Genomic DNA, 21,230 nt, shown 5'->3' with positions numbered 1-21,230 from the left:
CTGTGGAACGCTGGGGCTTGAGGGACGAGGGGTTGTGGGAGGAGAACGCTGCCGTATCAGTCGGCAGGGTCCCGGGCAATCGGGCAGGTCATGCAGTGGCCGCCGCCGCGACCGCGGCCGAGCTCCGATCCGCGAATGGTGATCACTTCAATGCCGGCCTTGCGCAGCAGGGTATTGGTATAGACATTGCGGTCGTAGGCGATCACAACACCGGGTTCCAGGGCGACCACGTTGTTGCCGTCGTCCCACTGTTCCCGCTCGGCGGCGTAGACATTGCCCCCGGTCTCCACCACTCGCAGTTTTTTGATACCGAGGGCCTTGCTCACCACCTCGAGCAGCGACGCTTCTTCGGTGCGCACTTCGTAGTGCCCCTTTTTGTCGCCGCGGTGAATGCTGTAACAGCGGATCTGATCGACAACTTCCCGGAACACGGTTACCGCGTCGCGGTCGAGAAAACTGAACACGGTATCCAGGTGCATGGCGGCGCGGCTTTTGGGCATCTGGCAGGCGATCACCCGGTCCGCGGCACCAGCGGCAAACAGCGCCTGCGCGGTCTGCAGTACGGCCTGCCGGGTGGTGCGCTCCCCCATGCCAATCAGCACAATGCCCTGGCCAATGGGCATGACATCGCCGCCCTCCATGGAGGCACCGGTAAAGTCGGTGTCGGAATCCCCCCACCAGATCTTGAAGTCAGCGCCGGCAAAGCGCGGATGAAATTTATAGACCGCCCGCTGCAACAGGGTTTCCGGCTTGCGCGCGGGCCAGTACATGGGGTTGACCGTGACCCCGTTATAAATCCAGCAGGAGGGGTCGCGCTGGAACAGGGAGTTGGGCACCGGAGGCAGGATAAACTCTTCCGCCCCGAAGGCGTCGATCATCCGCTTCTTGTCCTGATTTTCCGGCAGTTCCGAAATGGCGATGCCGCCGATCAGGTGCTCCGCCAGTTGCTTGCTGGACATTTCGTTGAGCCAGGGACGGATCAGTTCGGCGGTATAGGGACCGACACTGTTTGCGGTGACCCGTCGATCAAGCACAAATTTGCGCCCGTCGGGCACGTCCATGGTCTGGGCGAGCATATCGTGCAGCTCCAGTACCTCGGTGCCCCGTTCCTGCATTTTCAGCACAAAATCGTAGTGGTCTTTCTGCGCCTCGTGCACCCAGATTACATCGTCAAACAGCAGGTCGTGACAGTTGCCCGGGGTCAGCCGCTGGTGGGCCAGGCCGGGGCGGCAAACCATTACGGTATGTAATTTGCCGACTTCTGAATGAACACCGAATTTTGTCATGGTGGAGTCTCCGGATTGCGGAACAGCGACTGCCAGTCAACAGGGATATATAAAACCTTAGTTCAGTTTTTCCCGAACGGTGGAATATCCCGACACGAGACACGAAATATTCACAGCGCGCCCAGGCTGAGCACGGCGCAGATCATGATCACCAGAATCAGCAGCAGGGGACCCATAAATTTCAGCCAGCGGTCGTAGCCCACGCGGCCGATGGCAAGGCCTCCCATAACTACGGCGAACGTCGGGTTGATCAGGTTTACCAACCCGTTGGCGGACTGAAAGGCGGTGACCACCAGATGTCGGCTCACCTCGGCAAATTCTGCCAGTGGTGCCATGATGGGCATCGACAGCACCGCGAGCCCCGAGGAGGAGGGCACGAAGAACGACAGCAGTACCTCGATCCAGAACATTACGTTGATAAACGCCACTGAGGGCAGGTCGCCCACAGCCTGTTCGGCCCAGTAGAGCAGCGTATCGGTGATTTTGCCCTTATCCATGATGACCACTACGCCCCGTGCCACGCCGATAATCAGTGCCACGCCCAGCAGGTCGCGGGCGCCATCGAGAAAGGTGTTCACCAGATTTTTCTCACCCAGGCGGGCGATGATGCCGATCAGTATGGCGGCGCCGAGAAACAGGGCGGACATCTGCCCCATCCACCAGCCTGCGGAGGAGACGCCCCAGATCATGACCGCGAAGGTCAGCGCGAAAATGACCAGGATGATCTTGCGGGTGGTTGTAAACTCGATGGCTTCAAGGCTCGATTTTCCGCCGAGAAAATGCTGGCGGTTTTCTTCCCGCATATCGGCGACCAGAGAGGTTTCCGGGTTGGCCTTTACCCGTTTGGCGTAACGCATCACATAGAAGACGCAGGCGAGCCAGCCGAGCACCAGAATGACCACCCGCAGCCAGATTCCCTGGGTAAAGGGAATTTGCGCGGCGTTGGAGGCGATGACCGTGGCAAATGGATTGACGGTGGAACCGAGAGTACCGATACCGGCGCCCAGCATAATCATCGCCACGGCAGTGACCGCATCGTAACCGGCGGCGATCATTACCGGAATAATCAAGCCGTAAAATGCCAGGGACTCTTCCGCCATCCCGTAGGTGGAGCCGCCCAGTGCGAACAGTGCCATCATAAACGGGATCATCCAGATCTCTCGCCCCTTGAGCGCCTGCATGGTGCGGCTCATGCCCGCATCAATGGCGCCGGTGCGGGTGACCACACCGAGAAAGCCGCCGATCATCAGAACGAAGAGTGCCACGTCAATGGCGCGGGCCTCGTTGGTGTCCGTGTCATACATGCCGTCGACCGGCGCCATCAGCATGGAAATCAGCAGTCGCTGGGGATCGGACTCTACCTCGTGATAGGTGCCTGGCACCGGAACTTCTTCCCCCAGTTCTGGATTCATTTCCCGAGTGTATTCACCCGCCGGAATAATCCAGGTCAACGCGGCCACAAAAATGATCAGACCAAAGAGGATGGTGAACGCAGTGGGGAAGCTGAAGCGCTTTTCCTGTGTCTCGGGGCTTGGTGATGGGGGTTGGTCGGATTCGTTGCCGGTGTTCACGTATGACTCCTCGCGCGGCGATAGTTGCTGTGTTGCTGAAGCACGGATCGCCTATCCACACGCTCTAGGGTGGCCCCGACCCGGATGTTTTCAGTATGGGTCACTATCTGGCGCCTGCAATCTAAGCTTTGGTAGTACCCGGTAGTTGCGCGCGGCGTGTGGGGGTGGGAACAATTCTCTGATGGATGGGTGAGTAAAGATGAGCGATGAATCAGGTGTGTCGAATCCGCCGGTAAAAACACCGTCGCTGCTGGATGCGCTTGTACCCGTAGTGGCCCTGCTGTGCCTGCTGAGTCTTTCCTATTACCTGTTCCGCGACGATGCGTCCTACGGCCCCAACCAGATTGCCTTGCTGTTCTGTGCGCTGATTGCCATGGCGGTAGCGTTCAAGAATGGGATGTCTATAGATGGTATCCGCCAGGCGGTAGTCGGTGGTATTTCAACCGGATTGGCGGCCATTCTGATATTGCTGGCGGTGGGTGCCCTGATTGGCGCCTGGGCCATGTCTGGAACCATTTCCACCATGGTGTACTACGGGTTGAAAGTACTCAGTCCCAGTTATTTTTATGCCACGGCCGCCATCATCTGTGGGATTGTGGGCTTTACCGTAGGCAGCTCCTGGACAGTGGCGGGCACGATTGGCATCGGCATGATGGGCATCGCTCACAGTATGCAGCTGTCGCCGGCCATTACTGCCGGGGCGGTGATTTCCGGCGCCTACTTTGGCGATAAGGCATCCCCCCTGTCGGATACGGCCAACCTGGCCAGTGCCGCGGCGGGAGCAAATCTGTTCGATCATATTCGTGAGTCCCTGTGGACCTCGGTTCCCTCGCTGATGCTCGCGGTGGCGCTGTTCGCTCTGCTCGGTGAACCCGGGAATCTCGATGCCAGTCCGGTACTCGCAACCATGCGTGCCCACGCCACCGTATCCCTCTGGACACTGTTACCCCTGGCGGTTGTGGTGGTGTTGGCGCTGTTGCGTTTCCCGCCTTTTGTAACGATCTTTATCGGTGCGCTGGTAGGGGGTGGCCAGGCGGTGATCACCGCGCCGGACAGTGTGCTGGCGCTGGCGGGCGACAGCGATATCCCCACCGTGCTGGCCTACGTAAAAGGTGTCTGGGCCGCCATTGCCACCGGTTTTACCGCGGACAGTGGCAATGCACGTGTCGACGAATTGCTGTCCCGGGGCGGCATGGCAAGTATGTTGAATACGGTGTGGCTGATCATCACCGCACTCGCGTTCGGGGCGGTGGTTGAGCACGCGGGGCTGTTGCAGCGTCTTGTGGGGCCGCTCATCGCCAGGGCGCGCTCGGCTGGCGCACTGGTGTCCTCCGTGGTGGCCACGAGTTTCGGAACCAATGTGCTCGCGTCGGATCAATACATTGCCATTGTTCTGCCGGCACGGCTTTTCCGTCCGACGTTTGAGAAGCGCGGTTATGCGCCGGTCATGCTGTCGCGGGTGGTGGGGGATTCCGCCACGGTTACTTCGCCACTGATACCCTGGAACAGCTGTGGTGCCTATATGGCCGCTGCCCTCGGCAGCTCGACCATTGCGTTTGCGCCTTTCTGTTTCTTCAACCTGTTAAACCCGCTGTTGACCGTACTCTTTTCATTTATCGGTTTCCGCGTGCTTCGTGCAAGCCGGGGGTAGTCCGGTGCCTGCCGCCGGCCCGATGAAGTAGGTGAAATACCCCGCCCGGGCTGGTAGCATTCCGCGGCACAGGAGTGCGAACAGATTCTCGATTCCACCATCAGTCTCAAGAAAGTCTCCACATCCCTGGCTGTAACCTTCCGCGCGCGATGCAAAGCCAACTTTGACGCTTTATCTTGTTTTTGATAATAAGTATCATTTGCGGAAATAGAACTTCAGGAGTGACCATGCAATCTCAACAACAAATTCGGATAAGCCGCGGAAAAGGGCTGGTGTTTGGCCTGCTCGCCATGCTGGCGGCCGTTCAGGCCTCGGCTAACGGCGAAATTGGCGACCACGTGAATGATCTGAAAGGTCACCTGGGGCAGTATTCCGAAGAGGTGGATTGGCTGGTTGGTAAATACGACGGTGTGGTAGATAGCTATGAAGCCAAGGGGCGGAAGGCGGTGGAGACCCAGCAACTGATCGATTTCTGGGAAGAGGTGGATTTCCATTCCGCGATCGAAACCAACTATGTCCCTGTCTACGCGAACATCTGGCAGGGTATCTATGGCATCAAGCAGGCCATCGAAGCGGGCAAGCCGGTGGCCGAAGTGCGCGCCGAGCAGGAAAAGCTGAACAGCGCTTTCTGGCAGGCACTGGGCGCGGTGAAGCTTGCCTCGCAGTTTCAGGAGCGGGGATTACTGGCAAAGATTCAGACCACGGAATCCGAGCCCACCACCATGCCTGAGACCCTGGAAGACATTAAGCTCCGCCTGGACCGGGTAGTTGCCAAATACGCCGAGCAATTGCCGGAAGCGGCCACCACCATCGTGCACGACACCTACCTGCACCGTTTTGAAGGTGTGGAAGGTGCGCTGATCGAGCAGGACGCTGCGCTGGTCGAAGATCTGGAGAAGGATTTCAACGTAACCCTGCCGCAGGCAATCAACGGTAATGCCAGCGTGGATGATGTGCGAAAAGTCGTGGAGTCCATGCAGGTGAAAATCGACCGCGCCAAAGAATTGCTGGTTGCCGCCGAGAAAAAACGCAAGGACGTTTTCTAACGAACGTTTTCGCCGATACCCAAGCCCAGAGAGATTCGAATAAGGACCATCCGTGCAGCGCAGAGCTTTTTTACGTAGTGCCTGTCTAAACAGTCTTGCCGTGGCTGGCGCCGTGGGGTGTCTGCCCGTTTCCGCCTGGGCGTCGGATACGGAAAATATGGCGCTTTCCGTGGAGCAGCTGCCGCCGCTGGAGGGAGATCTCACTCTCTACCTGGGGCGCGGCGAGGGTGGGCTTTACGAAAATGTTCTCGAGGCCATTCGCAAGCGCAACCCCAAATTCAATCTCCAGGTGCGCCGTGGGGTTACCGCCGCGCTGGCCAACACCATCGTTGCGGAATCCAAGGCCGGGGTGCGTCGTGCGGATGTTTTCTGGGCGGTGGATTCCGGGGCTATCGGCCTGGTTGCCGATGCGGGGCTGGCGCGGCCACTGCCGGCCGCGTTGACCGGCCAGCTGAAACCCGGTTTCCAGTATCCTCAGTGGGCGCCCGTCACCGGCCGCATTCGAACCCTGCCGTACAACACCGAGCGGGTAACTCCCGACCGGATTCCCGACAGTGTCATGGCCCTGGCGGACAGCGACCTGAGTATCGGCTGGGCCCCGGCCTATGCATCGTTCCAATCATTTGTGACCGCGATGCGCCTGCTTGAGGGCGAGCAGGCCACTGCCGACTGGCTCAAGGGCGTCAGTGAACGGGCCAAGAGTTACGCCGGTGAGCTGGGGGTTGTGATGGGGGTAGAGCGCGGTGAAGTGGATATTGGCTTCGCCAATCACTACTACACCCTGCGACTGAAAAGCGGTAAACCCGAGGCGAAGGTGGATCTGGCATTCACCAACAATGACGCGGGTTGCCTGGTGAATGCGTCTGGAATTCTCGCACTGAGTGAGGGCGATCTGCCGATCAACTTCATTCGCTATCTGCTGACCCGTGAGGTGCAGTCCTACCTGGCCCGGGAAGCCTATGAAATCCCGCTGGTGAATGGTGTTCAGCCGCCACAGGGGCTGCCAGCGCTCAGTGCCATTTCTCCCCCCAAACTGGATCTCACCCAGCTGGCGGATTTACGTCCCACCCTCAATCTGATGCGCCGCGTCGGGGTTTTATGACCCGCTGGCCCAGTTCCTACCCGCTGGCAGCGCTGATTGCGCTGCTGGCCATTCTGCCTATTGGGGTATTGATCGACCTGGCCGCGGATGAGGCGGCGCTGTTCGATGCCCACAACCTGCGCGTACTCTCGAATACGCTGTTGCTGATGGCGTTTACGGTGTTGGGGTCGGTGCTGATCGGAGTTCCACTGGCGCTGGTCACCGCGTACGTGCAGTTTCCCTGGCGGCGTTTATGGCTGGTCATCCTTGCGGCGCCGCTGGCGATTCCCAGTTATATCGGCGCTTTTACCCTCTACGCGGCTTTTGGCCGGGGAGGGGAAATCGATAATCTGCTGGGGGTGCCACTGCCCGCGATGGACGGGCTGCCCGGCGCGTCTCTGGTGATGATTCTGTATTCCTACCCATTCGTCATGTTGACCACCCGCGCCTCCCTATTGAGCCTGGATGCAAGCCTGGTCAACGCAGCGCGTACGCTGGGCATGTCCCTGGGGATGAGCCTCTGGAAGGTGGTGCTGCCGCGGGTGGCTACGGGGATTGCCGCCGGTGGCCTGCTGGTGGCGCTGTACACGCTTTCAGATTTTGGCACTCCCGCAATCATGCGTCTGGACACCTTTACCCGGGTGATTTTTGTGGAATACAACGCGTTCGGGCTGAGCCAGGCGGCGATGCTGTCGCTGCAATTGCTGGTGATTGTGGGGCTGGTGCTGTTCCTTGAGTCCCGGGTCCGCGGCAGTCGCGAGAAGCCGGGGCGCCACCTGACTCTGTGGCCCGACCGCCCTCAGCGCCTGCTGATCGCGCTGCTGGTGTCACCGGTCATTCTCCTGGCGGTAGTGCTGCCGCTGGCGATCTTTGCGGTCTGGCTGGCACGTGAGGGCAGTGCCGGGTTTGACCTCCGTTATGCCTGGAATTCTGCCCATGCGTCCTTTCTGGCAGCGCTGTGTGCGGTGGTGCTGGCAATTCCCGTGGCCCACGCGGCCATTGCCGGCCGTGCCGGGCGTTTTATGGAGCGGGTGACCTACTTCGGGTTCGGCGTGCCGGGAATCGTCATGGGGACTGCGCTGGTATATGTGGGACTCAAGCTGCCATTTCTGTACCAGACCCTGGGGTTACTGGTGCTGTGTTATGTACTGCGGTTCCTGCCCCTGGCGGTAGGTTCCGTGCGCTCGACGGCAGAAGGTCTGGACTCCAGCCTGGTAAAGGCCGCGCGGGTACTGGGGGCAAGCCCGCGGGAGGCGTTTCAGCGGGTGACATTGCCATTGACCCTGCGCGGCATGATCGCCGGTGCGGCGCTGGTGTTTCTCGAGGCCATGCGCGAGCTGCCCGCCACGCTGATGCTGGGGCCCACCGGATTTGAAACGTTGGCAACCTACTTGTGGCGTGTGTACGAAGCGGGGTATTTTGGCCGCGCAGCCATCCCCGGATTGCTGCTTGTATTGATGTCGGCCCTGGGGCTGGCGTTGATGTTGTCCGGAGAGCGCCGGGCCGAACTTGAAGTTTCAGGAAAGTAACTGCGGTAATGCTGAACGTAAGCCACCTGTCTGTCGACTATGGTTCCATCCGTGTGGTGGACGATCTCAATCTCGCCCTGGGTAAGGACGAGGTGTTGATGCTGGTGGGTCCCACCGGTTGCGGTAAAACCACAATCCTGCAGGCGCTTGCCGGGTTGATTCCCGTATCCGCAGGGGAGATTGCCCTGGGTGGCTGGCGGTCCACGGCGAAGCAGCCGGTTCCCCCGGAGAAGCGCAATGTGGGGATGGTATTTCAGGATTTCGCGCTGTTTCCCCATCTGACGGTTCAGGAAAATGTGTGTTTTCGACTGAAGGATACCGCGCTGGCGGACCATTGGCTGGAGCTGCTGGGGCTGGAAAACTTCCGTCAGGCCAAACCCGCGAGCCTGTCCGGCGGGCAAAAGCAGCGGGTAGCGCTGGCGCGGACCATTGCGCACCAACCCGCGTTTATTTTGCTGGATGAACCCCTTTCCAATCTGGATGCAGCGCTGAAAGACAGTCTGCGCTGGGAAATCCGCGAAGCGCTCAAGGCGGCGGGTATTCCTGCTATCTGGGTAACGCACGATCAGGAGGAGGCGCTGTCGGTTGGCGACCGGGTGGGAATCCTGAATGGCGGAAAGCTGGAGCAGTTGGATACCCCGGAAACCTGTTTCGCCGAGCCCGCGAGCCGATTTGTGGCGCGCTTTCTTGGGGAGGCCAGCTTTCTTCCCGGCGAGTTGCAGGGGCATCAGGTAACCACCGCGCTGGGGCCTGCTCCCGGTATTCCGATCGACGGTGCCAGCGGCCCGGTGGATTTACTGTTGCGCCCGGATGACCTGTCTCTGATCCCGTCGCAGATGGGCAATGGCGTGGTGGACTGGGTACGCTACGAGGGGTGCTCGCGCCTGTTTGCAGTACAGATTGCCGACGGCGTGCAACTCAAAGTGCGCACCAGCCATGAAGTGCAGGCGGAGCCGGGTGCCCGTGTACAGATGGCCATTACCACCACCCACCCACTGGCCGCTTTCTCCCGTTAACGGTGCGGGAGGCAAGCGCAACGCCAATTCTGTGGCGCCGTGGTCTGCGGCGCCTGCTCCCTTCCCCTTAGCGACTATCTGGTGCCACTGGTTGACCAGTGTCCAATTTGTGCCCGCTGTGTGGGCAGATGCCGGATTGGCGTCTCCTGTAGCAAAAAAACCTTGAATTTTGATAGCTCTTTCGGGCTAGCCGAAAAAGCTTTCCACAGTGTGGGGTGAACCGAAACGGGGGTTTAGTTACAGCGGAAATTTGTCAAGCCTGTTTTGAAAGCATTTGTAAGTGACTGATTTGTAATGAAAATTTAATTTGGTTAAATTTTCTTCACAAAGTGGTTACAACGGAGTCATGCGGGCTGGCGGCGTTTTCCCGTACGTTGCTCACAGACATATCCACAGTTTCTGTGGATTGTGCATAAAAAAAGCCGGCGAATGCCGGCTTTTGTGCTATTGCCCTGCATTGGCCCCGGGAGAGTGCCGGGGATGCCCATTGCCGGACCAGTTGGTCAAATCAACGGAAGTTCAGTTCTACCCGGCGGTTTTGCGCGCGACCGGCCTCTGTCGCGTTGGACGCGACGGGTTTGGTCTCGCCGTAACCCTTGGCGGTAATACGTGAGGTATTCACCCCGCGGGAGACCAGGTACTTGCGCACAGACTCTGCGCGCTGTCCGGAAAGGCGCAGGTTGTAACCGTCGTTGCCCTGGCTGTCTGTGTGTCCGGCCACTTCGACCAGCGTGTTGGGCTGGCTGCGCAGGGACTGCACCACCATGTCCAGCGAGGCTTCCGCGCGGGGGGTGAGCCTGGCGGAATTGAATTCAAACTGGATGTTATCCAGGGTGATGGTCTGGTCGGCCACCACGCAGCCAAATTCATCCACTTTGGCGCCGGGCAGCGTGTTTGGACAGCGGTCGTTCTGGTTGAGCACGCCATCACCGTCGTCGTCCAGGTTGATCTGCTCGACCGGTTCTTCCTTGGGCGGCGGTGCGTAGGCCACGGTGGGCGCGGGTGGTGGCGGGCAGTTCAGCGGAATGCTGATGCCGATACCAAACTGATAGTCGTTCATATCACCGGCGAAGAAGTCGCGCAGGTAGCGCACTTCCGCACGCACTTTGACCCCGTTATCACTGATCGGGCCACTGACGATACCGGCACCGATGTTGACGAAGGCGTTGGTTTCCTGAATTCCGTAATCGAACTTGGTGTTGTTGTGAGACACACCGACACCACCGAGCAGGAATGGCGAGTACCCCTGGCGACCGTTGAAGTGATACACCACATCCATGCCCAGGCCTGCGAGCTCTACATCACCAGAGGGAGTAAGGCTGCCGGTAAAAATGTAGGGATTGTCGGTTGGTTGTACCTCGGGCTCGAACAGGCTGTCGTCCTCATCCAGTTTGACGCCAAACAGTTGCACTTCGGTAAACCAGTTGCCACTGGTCTGGAAGCCGTAAGTGGCCCGGGCTCCGGCGCCCTGGCGCTCGGTATGGCGGTCCTTATCCACCCGTGTGCCCACGGCCATGATATCGATATAACTGGTTTCCTGTGCGGTCACCTGGCTGCCGGCAATCATGGCGGCGGCGAGCGTGATCCCCGCGGATAGTTTGGGAGTAAAGAATTTGAAAGGCATAGGAGTCTTCCTTGGCATTGTCATTAGCAGAGATCGTTTTTTTTACGCTGGTGTCAGAGGCGTTGGTTAATGGGGTGCGCAGCCAGATTTCTTGAGATCGAACGCACTCCATGTCAGAAGAAAATTAGAAGCTGGTTGCGGTATCGCGCACTTTTACTTCTTCCCGTTACTTTTAGTTGATCTTGGCGACTTTGCCAGTGCGGGGACGCGGTGGAGGGCAATTATTGGCGTGAAAAATGGCGTGTTGATATTGGTGGGCCGGCATAGCGCCCAAGGGCGGGGGTTTCCTGCGTGAAACCCCGGGGGGAATATGACGATCTTCAGAACTGGTGGCGGAAACTGATCAGTGCCGCGGTGACGGCGACATTGAGGCTTTCAACATCATTCTGCATCGGGATGCGAATGCGATGGGTGCAGGATTTTGCCACCGCCGGACTGACACCGTGGGTTTCGTTGCCCAGTACAAAAATGGTTGCAGTGCTGGCGTCCAGGGTGCCCAGGGTATCTTTTGCGTGGGAGGAGAGGGCACACACACGCGCCCCGTGTTCCGAAAACTTTGCCAGGGTCGCCCCCAGTTGATCACAGCGCAGGATCGGGGTTTTGAACAGGGTGCCGACGCTGGCCTTGATCACCAGCGGATCAATCTGGGCGCAGCCTTTTTTCGGCAGCAGGATGCCGTCGATACCGCCGGCGCAGGCGGAACGGATGATCATGCCCAGGTTCTGGGGATTGGTGATTCCGTCCAGTGCCAGCAACTCGTAGTGGGCGCCGCTATTTTCCTGCAGAAAGCGGTCGGCACTGCCGTACTTGGGCAGCGCCAGATCCAGTGCCACGCCCTGATCCTGGCGGGCATTTTTTGAGATTCGGGACAGGCCTTTGCGGTCCCAATGGGCCACTTCGATATCCCGGTCCGCTGCCAGCTGCTCGATACGGGAGATCAGCTGATCCTTGCGGTTGCTGTCTGCCAGGTGCAGCTTGTGCACCGGCAGGGAGTGGTCTTGCAGCGCCTCCAGTACCGGTTTGCGACCGTAGATGGTAAGCAGGCTGTCGAAAAAGGCGCGCTTTTTCAGATATTCGGGGGAATCGGTCACGATAGCGGTTCATCAAGAAGGGATTGTATTTGGCGGCGCGCATCTTCGCTCAAGCCGGCCCGTTTCGCCAGTGGTAGTGCCGCCAGCCCCAGTGTCCGATAGACCGCGGCGGTGTCTGGAAGGGTTTTGTCCAGGGCCTCGATCTGTCGCGCTACGGTGGCCCTGTCACCGCGAACCAACGGTCCGGTCAGTGCCTGCTCAGGGCCCAGTGCAAAATTGTTGCGCGCCGTTTGCAGGACGATCGGCTGCAGCATCTGCGCGGCAGTTTGCCGATCGATTCCCGCCGCGGCAAACACCTGCAGGCTCTGCTCCAGTAACACCGTAAGGTAATTGCACGCGATGACCGAGCCGGTGTGATACAGCACTTTCTGTTCCGCGTCGAGGTGTAGGCAACTGCAGTCCAGTGCCTGAAAGGCGGGCGCCAGTGTGGCCAGGGCTTCCGGCGCACCCTCCAGTGCCACTGTGGCACCGGGCATGTCGCGCAACGAGCGTTGCGGATCCGCAAAGCTGTGTACCGGGTGTGCGCTGGCTACACGGGGGGTACCGCAGGGCGAGAGTATCGACGCCGGCAGGGCCCCACTGCAGTGGAATACCAGTGGTGGCGTATTCTGCCCACGGAGAACCGGTGCAAGTGCCGCCGCGGTCGCGGCGATCTGGTCGTCGGGCACGGCCAGTAACCAGAGGTCTGCGGCAGGCATTTGCGCCAGAGTATCAATGACGGTGCCCGCGCCAATAAACGCCTGCGCCCGCGCGGCGCTTTCTCGCCGGCGGTTGAGAATACCGCCGATGGTGAAGGTCCCGCGCCGGTGCCACAGCGCCGCAAGGGTTTGTCCCAGCTTGCCGGCACCGATGATATTCAGGGTATGCAATTATTCGCCCGCCAGACAGGTCACATAGGCGGCCACTGCGTTGGACAACCCCATGCTGATGGCGTCGACGGTCAGTGCGTGACCGATGGACACCTCCTGCAGGCCGGGCAGGGTGCGGTAGCGGCGCAGATTGATCAGATTGAGGTCGTGCCCGGCATTGACTCCGAGCCCCAGATGCAGGGCGTGCTCTGCGGCGGCGCAATGCTCGGCAAAAATGCGCTCGACCTCGCTGCTTTGCTGTGTGACAGCCTCGGCGAAGGGGCCGGTATAGAGTTCGATGCGGTCGGCACCCACCGCCTTTGCCAGGGTGATCTGCGCCTTGTCCGGATCCATAAACAGGCTCACGCGGATACCGGCGTCCTTGAGCTGTTGGATGATCGGTTCCAGGCGCGCGCCATCGCGGGTCAGGTCAAAACCGTGGTCGGAGGTGAGCTGGTCATTGCTGTCTGGCACCAGGGTGCACTGTTGCGGCTGGGTCTCCAGTACCAGCGGCAGTAAGCCGGGATAGGTACCGGTAGCACCGGCAAAAGGATTGCCTTCCACGTTGAATTCGACATTTCGTGCAGCGCACAGCGCTGCCAGGTCGCGCACATCACCGGGGCGGATATGCCGCTGGTCCGGGCGCGGGTGCACAGTAATGCCATTGGCGCCGGCATCCAGACAGGTACGTCCGTGCGCGACGACATCCGGGTAGTTGCCTTCGCGGGAATTGCGAATCAGGGCAATTTTGTTCAGGTTGACGCTGAGATCAATCACTGGGTTTGTTCTCCACTGTTGTGGGGGGCCGCGGAAGGCGCTTTTGCACTCGAGCCCTTGCGTTTTGCTCTCAGTATACGCACGGCCATGTTCGGTGCATCGCGGAAGGCCTTGTGCTGACCCCGGGGCTCGGCGGCGATCTGCTGTACCACGCTCATACCCAGCAGCACTTTGCCGAATACGGTGTAGCCGGGCTTGCTGGCGCTGCCGTCGAGGCGGCTATTGTCCACCAGGTTGATAAAAAACTGCGAGGTGGCGCTGTCGGGATCGCTGGTGCGCGCCATGGCAATGGTGCCTCGCTGGTTCGACAGGCCGTTGTCCGATTCATTCTTGACCGGGTCGTTGGTGGGCTTTTCCTGAAAATCGAATGTGAAGCCGCCCCCCTGGGCCATAAACCCGGGAATTACCCGGTGAAAAATCGTGCCGTTGTAAAATCCGCTGTCCACGTAGTTCAGGAAGTTTTCCACCGTAGCAGGTGCTTTGTCGGCATACAGAATCAGCTCAATGGTACCGAGATCTGTTTCCAGTTCGACGCGCGGGTTGCTGGTCGCCGCCAGTGCGAGGCTGGAAAAGCCCAGTATCAGCGCCGTGACAGCGGCTTTCAGCAGAAGGGGAAAGGAGGGGAGGTGTTTCATATTCTCTTCCAGTGGCGAATACAAAGGGCGAACATAAAAAGGCCCGGTGATGACCGGGCCTTTAGATTCTAACCGCAGCTTTCCGTATAGGGAAAATGGAACGCTAGTTCGCCCACTCGGAATTGCGTTTGCGCGGTTTGAAGTGCGGAGCGACCATGGCCAGAATTGCCCCCAGCAATACGGAAATCGCACCGTACATGTACCACTTCTGGGATTCGCTGGAGGACAGGCGCTGAATTTCTGCCTGGCTCATGGACTGCTTCTGTTTCAGGAGTTCGTGCTGGTTGAGCAGCTTCTGGTGGCGCTGGTTGAGGGCAACCGCATCGGCCGACAGGGCCTTCAGTTCCTTCAGTTCTTTGGCCAGCGCCTGTGCCCGCTCCTGTTCGATTTTCAGCGCGGTGGTGAGCTTGGTGTTGTCTTCCTCAAGGCGTCGTACTTCCCCCCCAAGGTCTCCCTGCATACTCTCGATATGTTGCAGGCGCTGCTCTGCCTGTGCCAGTTTGATTTTCGCCACGGGCTCAGACTCGAGGTACTGGCGGCGTACCCAGCCTTCTTCACCACCAGGAGTGCGGACCTGGGCCCAACCGGTATCCGGCGAGTCCTGCAGGAGGGTCAACTTGGTGCCACTGGGCAGGCCGCGATGCAGGATGCGAAATTCATTGCCCTGGCCGGAGCGCATGGGGACGTGCAGTTCATCGGTGATATAGCGTTCCGAGCTGATGGCCAGGCTGTGGCTGGCAGCCAGCGCGAGCACGGAGGCGGTGAGTGTGGAAATCAGTTTCTTCATGGTCAGAAAAATCGGGAGCTCAAATTGTTATGGTGTCGCGGTCGCCTCAGGGCAGAACCAGCTTGTACGGTTTGACGGTGACTGAGGCATACACGCCCGCGGCCATGTACGGGTCGGCGTCCGCCCAGCGTTGCGCGCCGGCCAGTGATGCAAATTCTGCCACCACGAGGCTGCCGGTAAATCCCGCCTCGCCGGGATCTTCGCTGTCGATGGCCGGGTGCGGGCCGGCGATCAGCAGGCGGCCCTGGTCTTTCAGGGTGTTCAGGCGCGCAATGTGTTCGGCGCGCGCGGTCTTGCGCAGCGGCAGGCTGTTTTCGACATCCTGGCTGATGATGGCGTACCACATATTCTGTATTGGAATCCTGGTCTGTTATCGTTTTGGCGATCGTCGTATTTCCGGTGCAGCGGGCGCTGTGGGGCGCGTTACTGCTGCACCATGATCTCTTCCAGCGTCAGCCCGGTCAGTTTGCCGATACGGCGAAACAGAAACACCAGCACCAGCATCAGAATGATGGTGGCAGGCAGGGCGATTACCGGGAAACTGAGCGCAGTCATTTTGCCCAGCTCTTCGTTAAACGCTGCGGTGCCCGGGGGGCTCTGCAGCAGAACTTCCGCAAGAATGTAATTGAGGGTCGACGAGAGAAAGAAAGACCCGGCAATCATCCACGAAGCCTGCTGCAGGGTGCGATTAAACGCGGTCTCGTTGTTCTTGGCTGCGAGACGGTTGGCAATTTTGGCTGTATCGAGAATTCGGTCGTTGTAAATCAGGGTGCGCACCAGTGGCCAGCGGGTGTACAGGCTGGCGATGGTGAGTATGCCGAGGAGGCCGGGGATGGCGGCCTCCTTGATGGCGATGTATTTCGCATCCAGCTCCAGCAGGCTCATGCCGCCGGTCAGCAGAATACTGATCACGCCCAGTGCCGAGAAAAAGTTGATCTTGCCGGAGCGCTGCAGGTCGCGCAGGCCGTATCCCAGAGGGAAGGCCAGCGCTACCACGATCGCCCATTTGGTGCCCAGCCAGTCATCGCCAGAGAGTTTGGTGAGGATCAGTGTGGGTATGACGATATTGAGGAGCAGGTTGCCCAGCAGGCTTTCCTTGTGGGGCTTGTCGGCGGGGATCTCAGTGGTGGTCTCGGGCGTAGCCGCCGCTGAATTTGTCTGGTTGCTATCAGTCATCTTCTGTTCCGGTGATAATGCCCGCTGGCTGACCCTACAGCTGTCAGTGGCGAAGTTACTTTCCCCCGTGCGGGGCCTTATCCCTGAAACCGGTGAACCGGTTGAAACCGCACCACGGCCACAGCGGCATTGGCGGTTTTACCTGCGAGTTACTGAGACAGTCGCCGCGCGGGTCGGTTCCGTTGTGGCTTCACTTGCGCGAGAGCGGTTTGGGTGGGCCCTTCGCAAATCAAGTTAGCATGCGTTATGGACTGTGATATGGACACTGCCCGCCTCCTCGTGACTGACAATGCATTGTCAGGTCAGGTTGACCTGCACTGCCACAGCACCGCATCCGACGGTATTTTAAGCCCTGCGGCGCTGGTGTCGAGGGCGAAATCCGCAGGTGTGACACTGTTGGCGCTCACCGATCACGATACCGTAGCCGGAATCGACGCGGCCAGCGCCGCCGCGGCGGAGGCCGGGATCACCCTGTTGCCCGGTATTGAGTTGACTGCACGCTGGGGGCGACGGGTGGTTCATATTGTCGGGCTCAACGTTGACTGTGCGTCCGATGCGCTCGCGACGGCCATTTCCGCACGTGCCGGGCTGCGGCGCCAGCGGGCCCGGGAGATCGCGCAACGACTGGAAAAACGGGGCTTCCGCGGCGCTTATGAGGGAGCGCGCGCCCTCGCCGGGGGCGATGAAATAGGGCGCCCTCACTTTGCCCGCTGGATGGTGGCCGAGGGCCATGTGAGTGATACGGCGAAAGCGTTCAAGCGCTATCTCGGCCAGGGAAAAATTGGCGATGCCTCGGTGCCCTGGCCGGAGCTCGGGGCGACCGTTGCCGCCATCCACGGGGCCGGCGGCGCAGCGGTGCTTGCCCACCCGTTGAAATACGGCCTGACCCGCACCCGCCTGCTCGCTCTGCTCAAAGACTTTCACGGGGTTGGCGGAGATGCGGCGGAAGTGGTCTGCGGACAGCAGAACCCGGTACAGACGCGGGAAATACAGTCACTGATGGCCCAGGTGGCTGCGCCGGACCCGGCCCACAAACCCCGACTCCTAGCCTCCCTGGGCAGTGATTTTCACCAGCCCGAGCAGCCATGGCGCGCTCTCGGCAGTGTGCATCTGCCGGCGGGGGCGGACCCGGTCTGGAGCTTGTGGCAGGGGTAGGGCGGCGGGGGTGGCTGCTCACCAGAGGTGTTTATGGCAAACTGACGCCAACAATGAATACTCGCGCAGGTGATTCCTGCGCTTTCTGAACCAGGGGGTAGCAGTGGCGCAATTCTTCCAGATCCATCCGGAAAACCCGCAGGCGCGTCTGATCAGTCAGGCGGCCGATATCGTGGCTTCCGGCGGTGTTATCGTCTTTCCCACCGACTCGGCCTACGCCATTGGTTGCCGGCTGGGTGAAAAAATGGCGGTGGAACGTATCCGTGCCTTGCGCCAGCTGGACAAGAATCACAACTTCACGCTGATGTGCCGGGACCTGTCAGAGCTCGCCAGTTACGCCAAGGTGGACAATCAGATGTTCCGCCTGCTGAAGAATCACACCCCGGGGCCCTACACCTTTATTATGCCGGCCACCTCCGAGGTGCCCCGTCGCCTGGCCCACGCCAAGCGCAAAACCATCGGCCTGCGCGTGCCGGACAATCCGATCGTGCAGGGGATCATCAGCGCGCTCGGCGAACCCTTGATGAGCTGCAGCCTGATTATGCCCGGCGAAGATCAGCCCCTCACGGACCCCTACGATATTCGCGACACCCTAGAGCATCAGGTGGAGCTGGTGATCGATGGCGGTTTCTGTGGTTTGGAGGCCACCACCGTCGTCGACCTCACCGGTGACGAACCAGTACTGGTGCGTCAGGGATGTGGTGCAATTGATGAAATTCTCGGCTGACGCTGATGTATAATCGCGCGTTTGGCGCAGCCTGCGGGGTGCGCTTTTCCTCAGATGTCCGGTGATTGTGTGTCCAGTGAAGAATTAGAAGAAGTCGTGGCGGCCGATTCCCACGTGGCTGAGACCGGGGCTGTGGCCGATGAGTCCACTGCGTCGGAACCGGCGGTGGCGGAAGATGCGCTGGCCGCGGGGGCGCCCGACGCAGGTGCCGGAGTCACAGAGGCTCCGGAAATCGCGCCTGCGCAGGACCAAGATGCCCCGGATGCCAGCGTCGGACAAGCCGTGGCTGACGCCTCCGCGGGCCCCCGTCAGGGAGAAATGCCTTTTGCGGTGGTGGAAGGCAAGGCCTTCACCGACCTTCCCAGCGACCTGTACATCCCCCCGGATGCCCTGGAGGTGATCCTCGAGGCATTCGAAGGCCCCCTCGACTTACTGCTGTATCTGATCCGCCGGCAGAACCTGGACATTCTCGAGATCAATGTGGCGGATATTACCCGCCAGTACATGGCTTACGTGGAGATGATGACCTCCATGCGCTTCGAGCTGGCCGCTGAATACCTGGTGATGGCGGCCATGCTGGCGGAGATCAAGTCCCGCATGCTGTTGCCGCGCCCACCGGAAGCGGAGGAAGAGGAAGGGGAAGACCCGCGCGCCGCCCTGATTCGCCGCCTGCAGGAATACGAGCGATTTAAAACCGCCGCGGAAGATATGGACGAATTACCGCGGATGGGCCGGGATATCCATCAGGCCAATGCCAGCGGTCCAGACCGCAAGCTGACCCGGCCCGAACCGGAAGTCGACCTGAAAGAAGTGCTGGTCGCCCTGGCGGATGTGCTGCGCCGCGCCGATATGTTCGAAAGCCACCAGGTGGAAAAAGAGAAGCTGTCTACCCGGGAGCGTATGACCCAGGTTCTCGACAAGATCAAACACCGCCAGTTCGTACCATTTGTCAGCCTGTTCCGTGCGGAAGAGGGGCGCCTCGGAGTGGTGGTGACCTTCCTCGCAGTGATGGAACTGGTGAAAGAATCCCTGCTGGAACTGGTTCAGAACGACGCCTTCGGACCCATTCATGTGCGCGCCCGTGGCGAGGTGTCGGAAGCCTCTGAGGAGGAAGTTTCCGCGCAGGAAGATGCGTCTGGCGAACACGACCATCCCGATGGCGGAGTGCCCGCAGGTGATGAAGTGCCTGCGGATGAGGAAGTCCCTGCACGCGGGATGGCGCCGGAACAGTCCCGGGAGGCGGAAATGTCTCAGTCCAGTAGGGAGCTGGCGCTTGACGATGCGCCTCAATCCGCACCCAGTGCGGAGTATCCACCGCGCACGGCACCGGAGTTCAGTGAAGAGTGAGTGAATCCAACAACATGAGTATCGCCCCGGAATTACTGCGCCGGATAATCGAAGGAGCCCTGCTGGCGGCGGCACAACCGCTGTCGGAAGACAAACTTCTGTCATTGATCGACGAGGGGGAGCGCCCGGAAAAAGCGGCGCTCAGACAGGTTCTGGAAGAGATTGCCGAAAACTGTGCAGAGCGCGGCTTTGAGTTGAAGCAGGTGGCCAGCGGCTGGCGCTTTCAGGTACCGGAAGACCTGGCCCCCTGGGTGAACAAGCTGTGGGAAGAAAAGCCGCAGAAATACTCCCGTGCGACCCTGGAAACCCTGGCCATCATCGCCTATCGACAGCCGATTACCCGGGGTGATATTGAGGAAATCCGCGGTGTGGCGGTGAGTTCCCACATTGTGAAAAGCCTGTCGGAGCGGGGCTGGATCAAGGTGGTTGGGCAGCGGGATGTCCCTGGCAAGCCCTCGCTTTATGCAACCACGCGGGAGTTTCTCGACTACTTCAATCTGAAGAGCCTGGACGATCTGCCCACGCTGGCGGAAATTCGCGATATCGAAAGTCTGAATGCCGCGCTGGATCTGGGCGATGGCGCGCCGGCACCAGCGGAAGGCGCGACGTCCACCGACAGCGATACTGACGGGACGGGTGAAGCGGCGGAAGCCACCAGTCCGGCGCAGGATACGGCTGAGTCCGCCGACGACGCGGGTGACGAGGGCGAGGCGGCCGCGGAAGCGACCCGCGACCCGGATGGCGTGGAACCGGTCGAGGAGGGGGAGCCCCCTGCCGCGGCGGCGGAAGAACCCGCAGACCCCGCAGTCCCTCACCGCGAAATCACGGACAGCGGCGGTGACCAGGACTACCCTGAAGAAGCACCTGTACCGGAAGAGGGCGAATGGTCAGCAGAGCAAGAAGATGCCCCAGTGCAAGCTGGTAAAGAAGACGTCGCGGCCAATGAGGCGCCGCACGACGAACAGGAAGAAGATGAACAGCAATCCCCGGAAAACCTCCACCCATGAGTGATGACGCAGCGCCAATGGGCGAAAAACTGCAAAAAGTATTGGCGCGCGCCGGCCTTGGTTCGCGTCGGGAAATGGAGCGTGCCATCGAGGCTGGCCGTGTCACTGTGAACGGCGAAGTGGCCGGCCTGGGTGAGCGGGTCAGTGAAGACGACCAGATTGAATTTGACGGCAAGCGTATCACCGGAAGCGACGGACATCGTGTGCGCGTGATTCTCTATAACAAGCCGACAGGTGAAATCTGCTCCCGCCACGACCCCGAAGGACGCCCTACGGTCTACGATCGCTTGCCGCGCCTGAAAACCGGCCGCTGGATCTCGGTCGGTCGCCTGGACTTCAACACCAGCGGCCTGCTGCTGTTTACCAACAGTGGTGAGCTGGCCAACAAACTGATGCACCCCTCCTCAGTCATCGACCGGGAATACCTGGTGCGAATCCAGGGGCAGGTGGACGACGATATGAAAAAGCGCCTGATCAAGGGCGTGGCGCTGGATGACGGTGAAGCGCGCTTCACCGATATTGTGGAGAGCGGTGGTGAAGGCACCAACCGCTGGTTTTACTGCGTGGTGATGGAGGGGCGCAATCGGGAAGTGCGCCGCCTGTGGGAATCCCAGGGGGTGCGGGTCAGCCGCCTGAAGCGGGTGCGCTACGGCAGTGTATTTATTCCCTCCCATGTACGTGTGGGTCAGTGGATTGAAATGGAGCCCCGGGAAATTGATGACCTGTGTATCACCGCGGGTCTGCCCAAGCTGGGCCAGCGCGCACTGACCCAGGCAGAGAAAGAGGTGCTGCAGCGTCAGCGTCGCAAGCTGCGCAAGTCCCCGGTACCGGCGGGCGGGCGGGTGCCCAAGCGCAATAGCCACTGATCAGCGAAGG

General features: G+C 60.2%; 19 protein-coding genes and 1 pseudogene. 10 read left to right on the top strand and 10 right to left on the bottom strand.

Going from position 1 to position 21,230, the window contains the following annotated elements; all coding sequences use genetic code 11:
* Positions 1 to 56: 56 nt before the first annotated feature.
* Together arcA and LRR79_RS13630 are read right to left on the bottom strand one after the other, a co-directional pair.
* Positions 57 to 1,286 carry an arginine deiminase gene (gene arcA / locus LRR79_RS13635; protein ID WP_231757735.1) on the bottom strand — a complete coding sequence of 410 codons (1,230 nt, stop codon included), beginning with the start codon at positions 1,284 to 1,286 and terminating at the stop codon, positions 57 to 59.
* 110 nt (positions 1,287 to 1,396) lie between these two features.
* Positions 1,397 to 2,857, bottom strand: coding sequence for a YfcC family protein (locus LRR79_RS13630; protein WP_231757734.1), 1,461 nt, complete (start codon positions 2,855 to 2,857; stop codon positions 1,397 to 1,399).
* 199 nt (positions 2,858 to 3,056) lie between these two features.
* Here LRR79_RS13630 and nhaC point away from each other — a divergent pair, with 199 nt between their 5' ends.
* The 5 genes from nhaC to LRR79_RS13605 all read left to right on the top strand — a co-directional run bounded on the left by nhaC (position 3,057) and on the right by LRR79_RS13605 (position 9,180).
* On the top strand, positions 3,057 to 4,508 hold the full coding sequence (gene nhaC, locus LRR79_RS13625; RefSeq protein WP_231757733.1) for a Na+/H+ antiporter NhaC: 1,452 nt from the start codon (positions 3,057 to 3,059) through the stop codon (positions 4,506 to 4,508).
* 227 nt (positions 4,509 to 4,735) lie between these two features.
* On the top strand, positions 4,736 to 5,554 hold the full coding sequence (locus tag LRR79_RS13620) for a hypothetical protein (protein WP_231757732.1): 819 nt from the start codon (positions 4,736 to 4,738) through the stop codon (positions 5,552 to 5,554).
* A gap of 52 nt (positions 5,555 to 5,606) precedes the next feature.
* Positions 5,607 to 6,656, top strand: coding sequence for a substrate-binding domain-containing protein (locus tag LRR79_RS13615; RefSeq protein WP_231757731.1), 1,050 nt, complete (start codon positions 5,607 to 5,609; stop codon positions 6,654 to 6,656).
* A complete protein-coding gene (locus LRR79_RS13610; RefSeq protein ID WP_231757730.1) occupies positions 6,653 to 8,164 on the top strand; it encodes an ABC transporter permease in 1,512 nt (503 codons plus the stop codon). The genes LRR79_RS13615 and LRR79_RS13610 overlap by 4 nt, the downstream gene beginning before the upstream one ends.
* 8 nt (positions 8,165 to 8,172) lie before the next feature.
* Positions 8,173 to 9,180 (top strand): ABC transporter ATP-binding protein, encoded by a 1,008-nt coding sequence (locus tag LRR79_RS13605; protein ID WP_231757729.1) that lies wholly within the window; start codon positions 8,173 to 8,175, stop codon positions 9,178 to 9,180.
* Between the two features lie 508 nt (positions 9,181 to 9,688).
* Here LRR79_RS13605 and LRR79_RS13600 read toward each other — a convergent pair.
* The 8 genes from LRR79_RS13600 to LRR79_RS13565 all read right to left on the bottom strand — a co-directional run bounded on the left by LRR79_RS13600 (position 9,689) and on the right by LRR79_RS13565 (position 16,118).
* Positions 9,689 to 10,804, bottom strand: a complete 1,116-nt coding sequence (locus tag LRR79_RS13600) for an OmpA family protein (protein WP_231757728.1) — start codon at positions 10,802 to 10,804, stop codon at positions 9,689 to 9,691.
* A 320-nt stretch (positions 10,805 to 11,124) separates the two neighbouring features.
* Positions 11,125 to 11,895: a TrmH family RNA methyltransferase gene (locus LRR79_RS13595; protein WP_231757727.1), complete on the bottom strand. Its 771-nt coding sequence runs from the start codon at positions 11,893 to 11,895 to the stop codon at positions 11,125 to 11,127.
* Positions 11,892 to 12,764 carry a Rossmann-like and DUF2520 domain-containing protein gene (locus tag LRR79_RS13590; protein ID WP_231757726.1) on the bottom strand — a complete coding sequence of 291 codons (873 nt, stop codon included), beginning with the start codon at positions 12,762 to 12,764 and terminating at the stop codon, positions 11,892 to 11,894. The genes LRR79_RS13595 and LRR79_RS13590 overlap by 4 nt, the downstream gene beginning before the upstream one ends.
* The gene (locus LRR79_RS13585) at positions 12,765 to 13,520 is read right to left on the bottom strand and encodes a pyridoxine 5'-phosphate synthase (protein ID WP_231757725.1); all 756 of its coding nucleotides are present in this window, start codon (positions 13,518 to 13,520) and stop codon (positions 12,765 to 12,767) included.
* Positions 13,517 to 14,155, bottom strand: coding sequence for a peptidylprolyl isomerase (locus tag LRR79_RS13580; RefSeq protein ID WP_241301428.1), 639 nt, complete (start codon positions 14,153 to 14,155; stop codon positions 13,517 to 13,519). Before LRR79_RS13580 ends, LRR79_RS13585 begins: the two co-directional genes overlap by 4 nt.
* Before the next feature lie 103 nt (positions 14,156 to 14,258).
* The gene (locus LRR79_RS13575) at positions 14,259 to 14,942 is read right to left on the bottom strand and encodes a TIGR04211 family SH3 domain-containing protein (protein WP_231757724.1); all 684 of its coding nucleotides are present in this window, start codon (positions 14,940 to 14,942) and stop codon (positions 14,259 to 14,261) included.
* Between the two features lie 46 nt (positions 14,943 to 14,988).
* Positions 14,989 to 15,288 carry a YciI family protein gene (locus tag LRR79_RS13570; RefSeq protein WP_231757723.1) on the bottom strand — a complete coding sequence of 100 codons (300 nt, stop codon included), beginning with the start codon at positions 15,286 to 15,288 and terminating at the stop codon, positions 14,989 to 14,991.
* 77 nt (positions 15,289 to 15,365) lie between these two features.
* Positions 15,366 to 16,118, bottom strand: a complete 753-nt coding sequence (locus tag LRR79_RS13565; RefSeq protein WP_231757722.1) for a VC0807 family protein — start codon at positions 16,116 to 16,118, stop codon at positions 15,366 to 15,368.
* A gap of 258 nt (positions 16,119 to 16,376) precedes the next feature.
* On the opposite strand from LRR79_RS13565, the gene LRR79_RS13560 reads away from it, so the two are divergent.
* The 5 genes and pseudogenes from LRR79_RS13560 to rluB all read left to right on the top strand — a co-directional run bounded on the left by LRR79_RS13560 (position 16,377) and on the right by rluB (position 21,220).
* Entirely contained in the window at positions 16,377 to 17,273 is an 897-nt protein-coding gene (locus LRR79_RS13560; RefSeq protein WP_231757721.1) for a PHP domain-containing protein, read from the top strand.
* A gap of 103 nt (positions 17,274 to 17,376) precedes the next feature.
* Positions 17,377 to 18,000 carry an L-threonylcarbamoyladenylate synthase gene (locus LRR79_RS13555; protein WP_231757720.1) on the top strand — a complete coding sequence of 208 codons (624 nt, stop codon included), beginning with the start codon at positions 17,377 to 17,379 and terminating at the stop codon, positions 17,998 to 18,000.
* 180 nt (positions 18,001 to 18,180) lie between these two features.
* Positions 18,181 to 19,089, top strand: a pseudogene (locus tag LRR79_RS13550) (segregation and condensation protein A); the annotation flags it as partial.
* 254 nt (positions 19,090 to 19,343) lie between these two features.
* Entirely contained in the window at positions 19,344 to 20,354 is a 1,011-nt protein-coding gene (scpB, locus tag LRR79_RS13545) for an SMC-Scp complex subunit ScpB (protein ID WP_231757719.1), read from the top strand.
* A complete protein-coding gene (gene rluB, locus LRR79_RS13540; protein WP_231757718.1) occupies positions 20,351 to 21,220 on the top strand; it encodes a 23S rRNA pseudouridine(2605) synthase RluB in 870 nt (289 codons plus the stop codon). The genes scpB and rluB overlap by 4 nt, the downstream gene beginning before the upstream one ends.
* The last annotated feature ends 10 nt before the right edge of the window (positions 21,221 to 21,230 follow it).

It is taken from the genome of Microbulbifer elongatus, assembly GCF_021165935.1.
Lineage (GTDB): Bacteria > Pseudomonadota > Gammaproteobacteria > Pseudomonadales > Cellvibrionaceae > Microbulbifer > Microbulbifer elongatus.
Note: the sequence above shows the minus strand (reverse complement) of the source record. Positions and strands in the feature narration are given on the sequence as shown.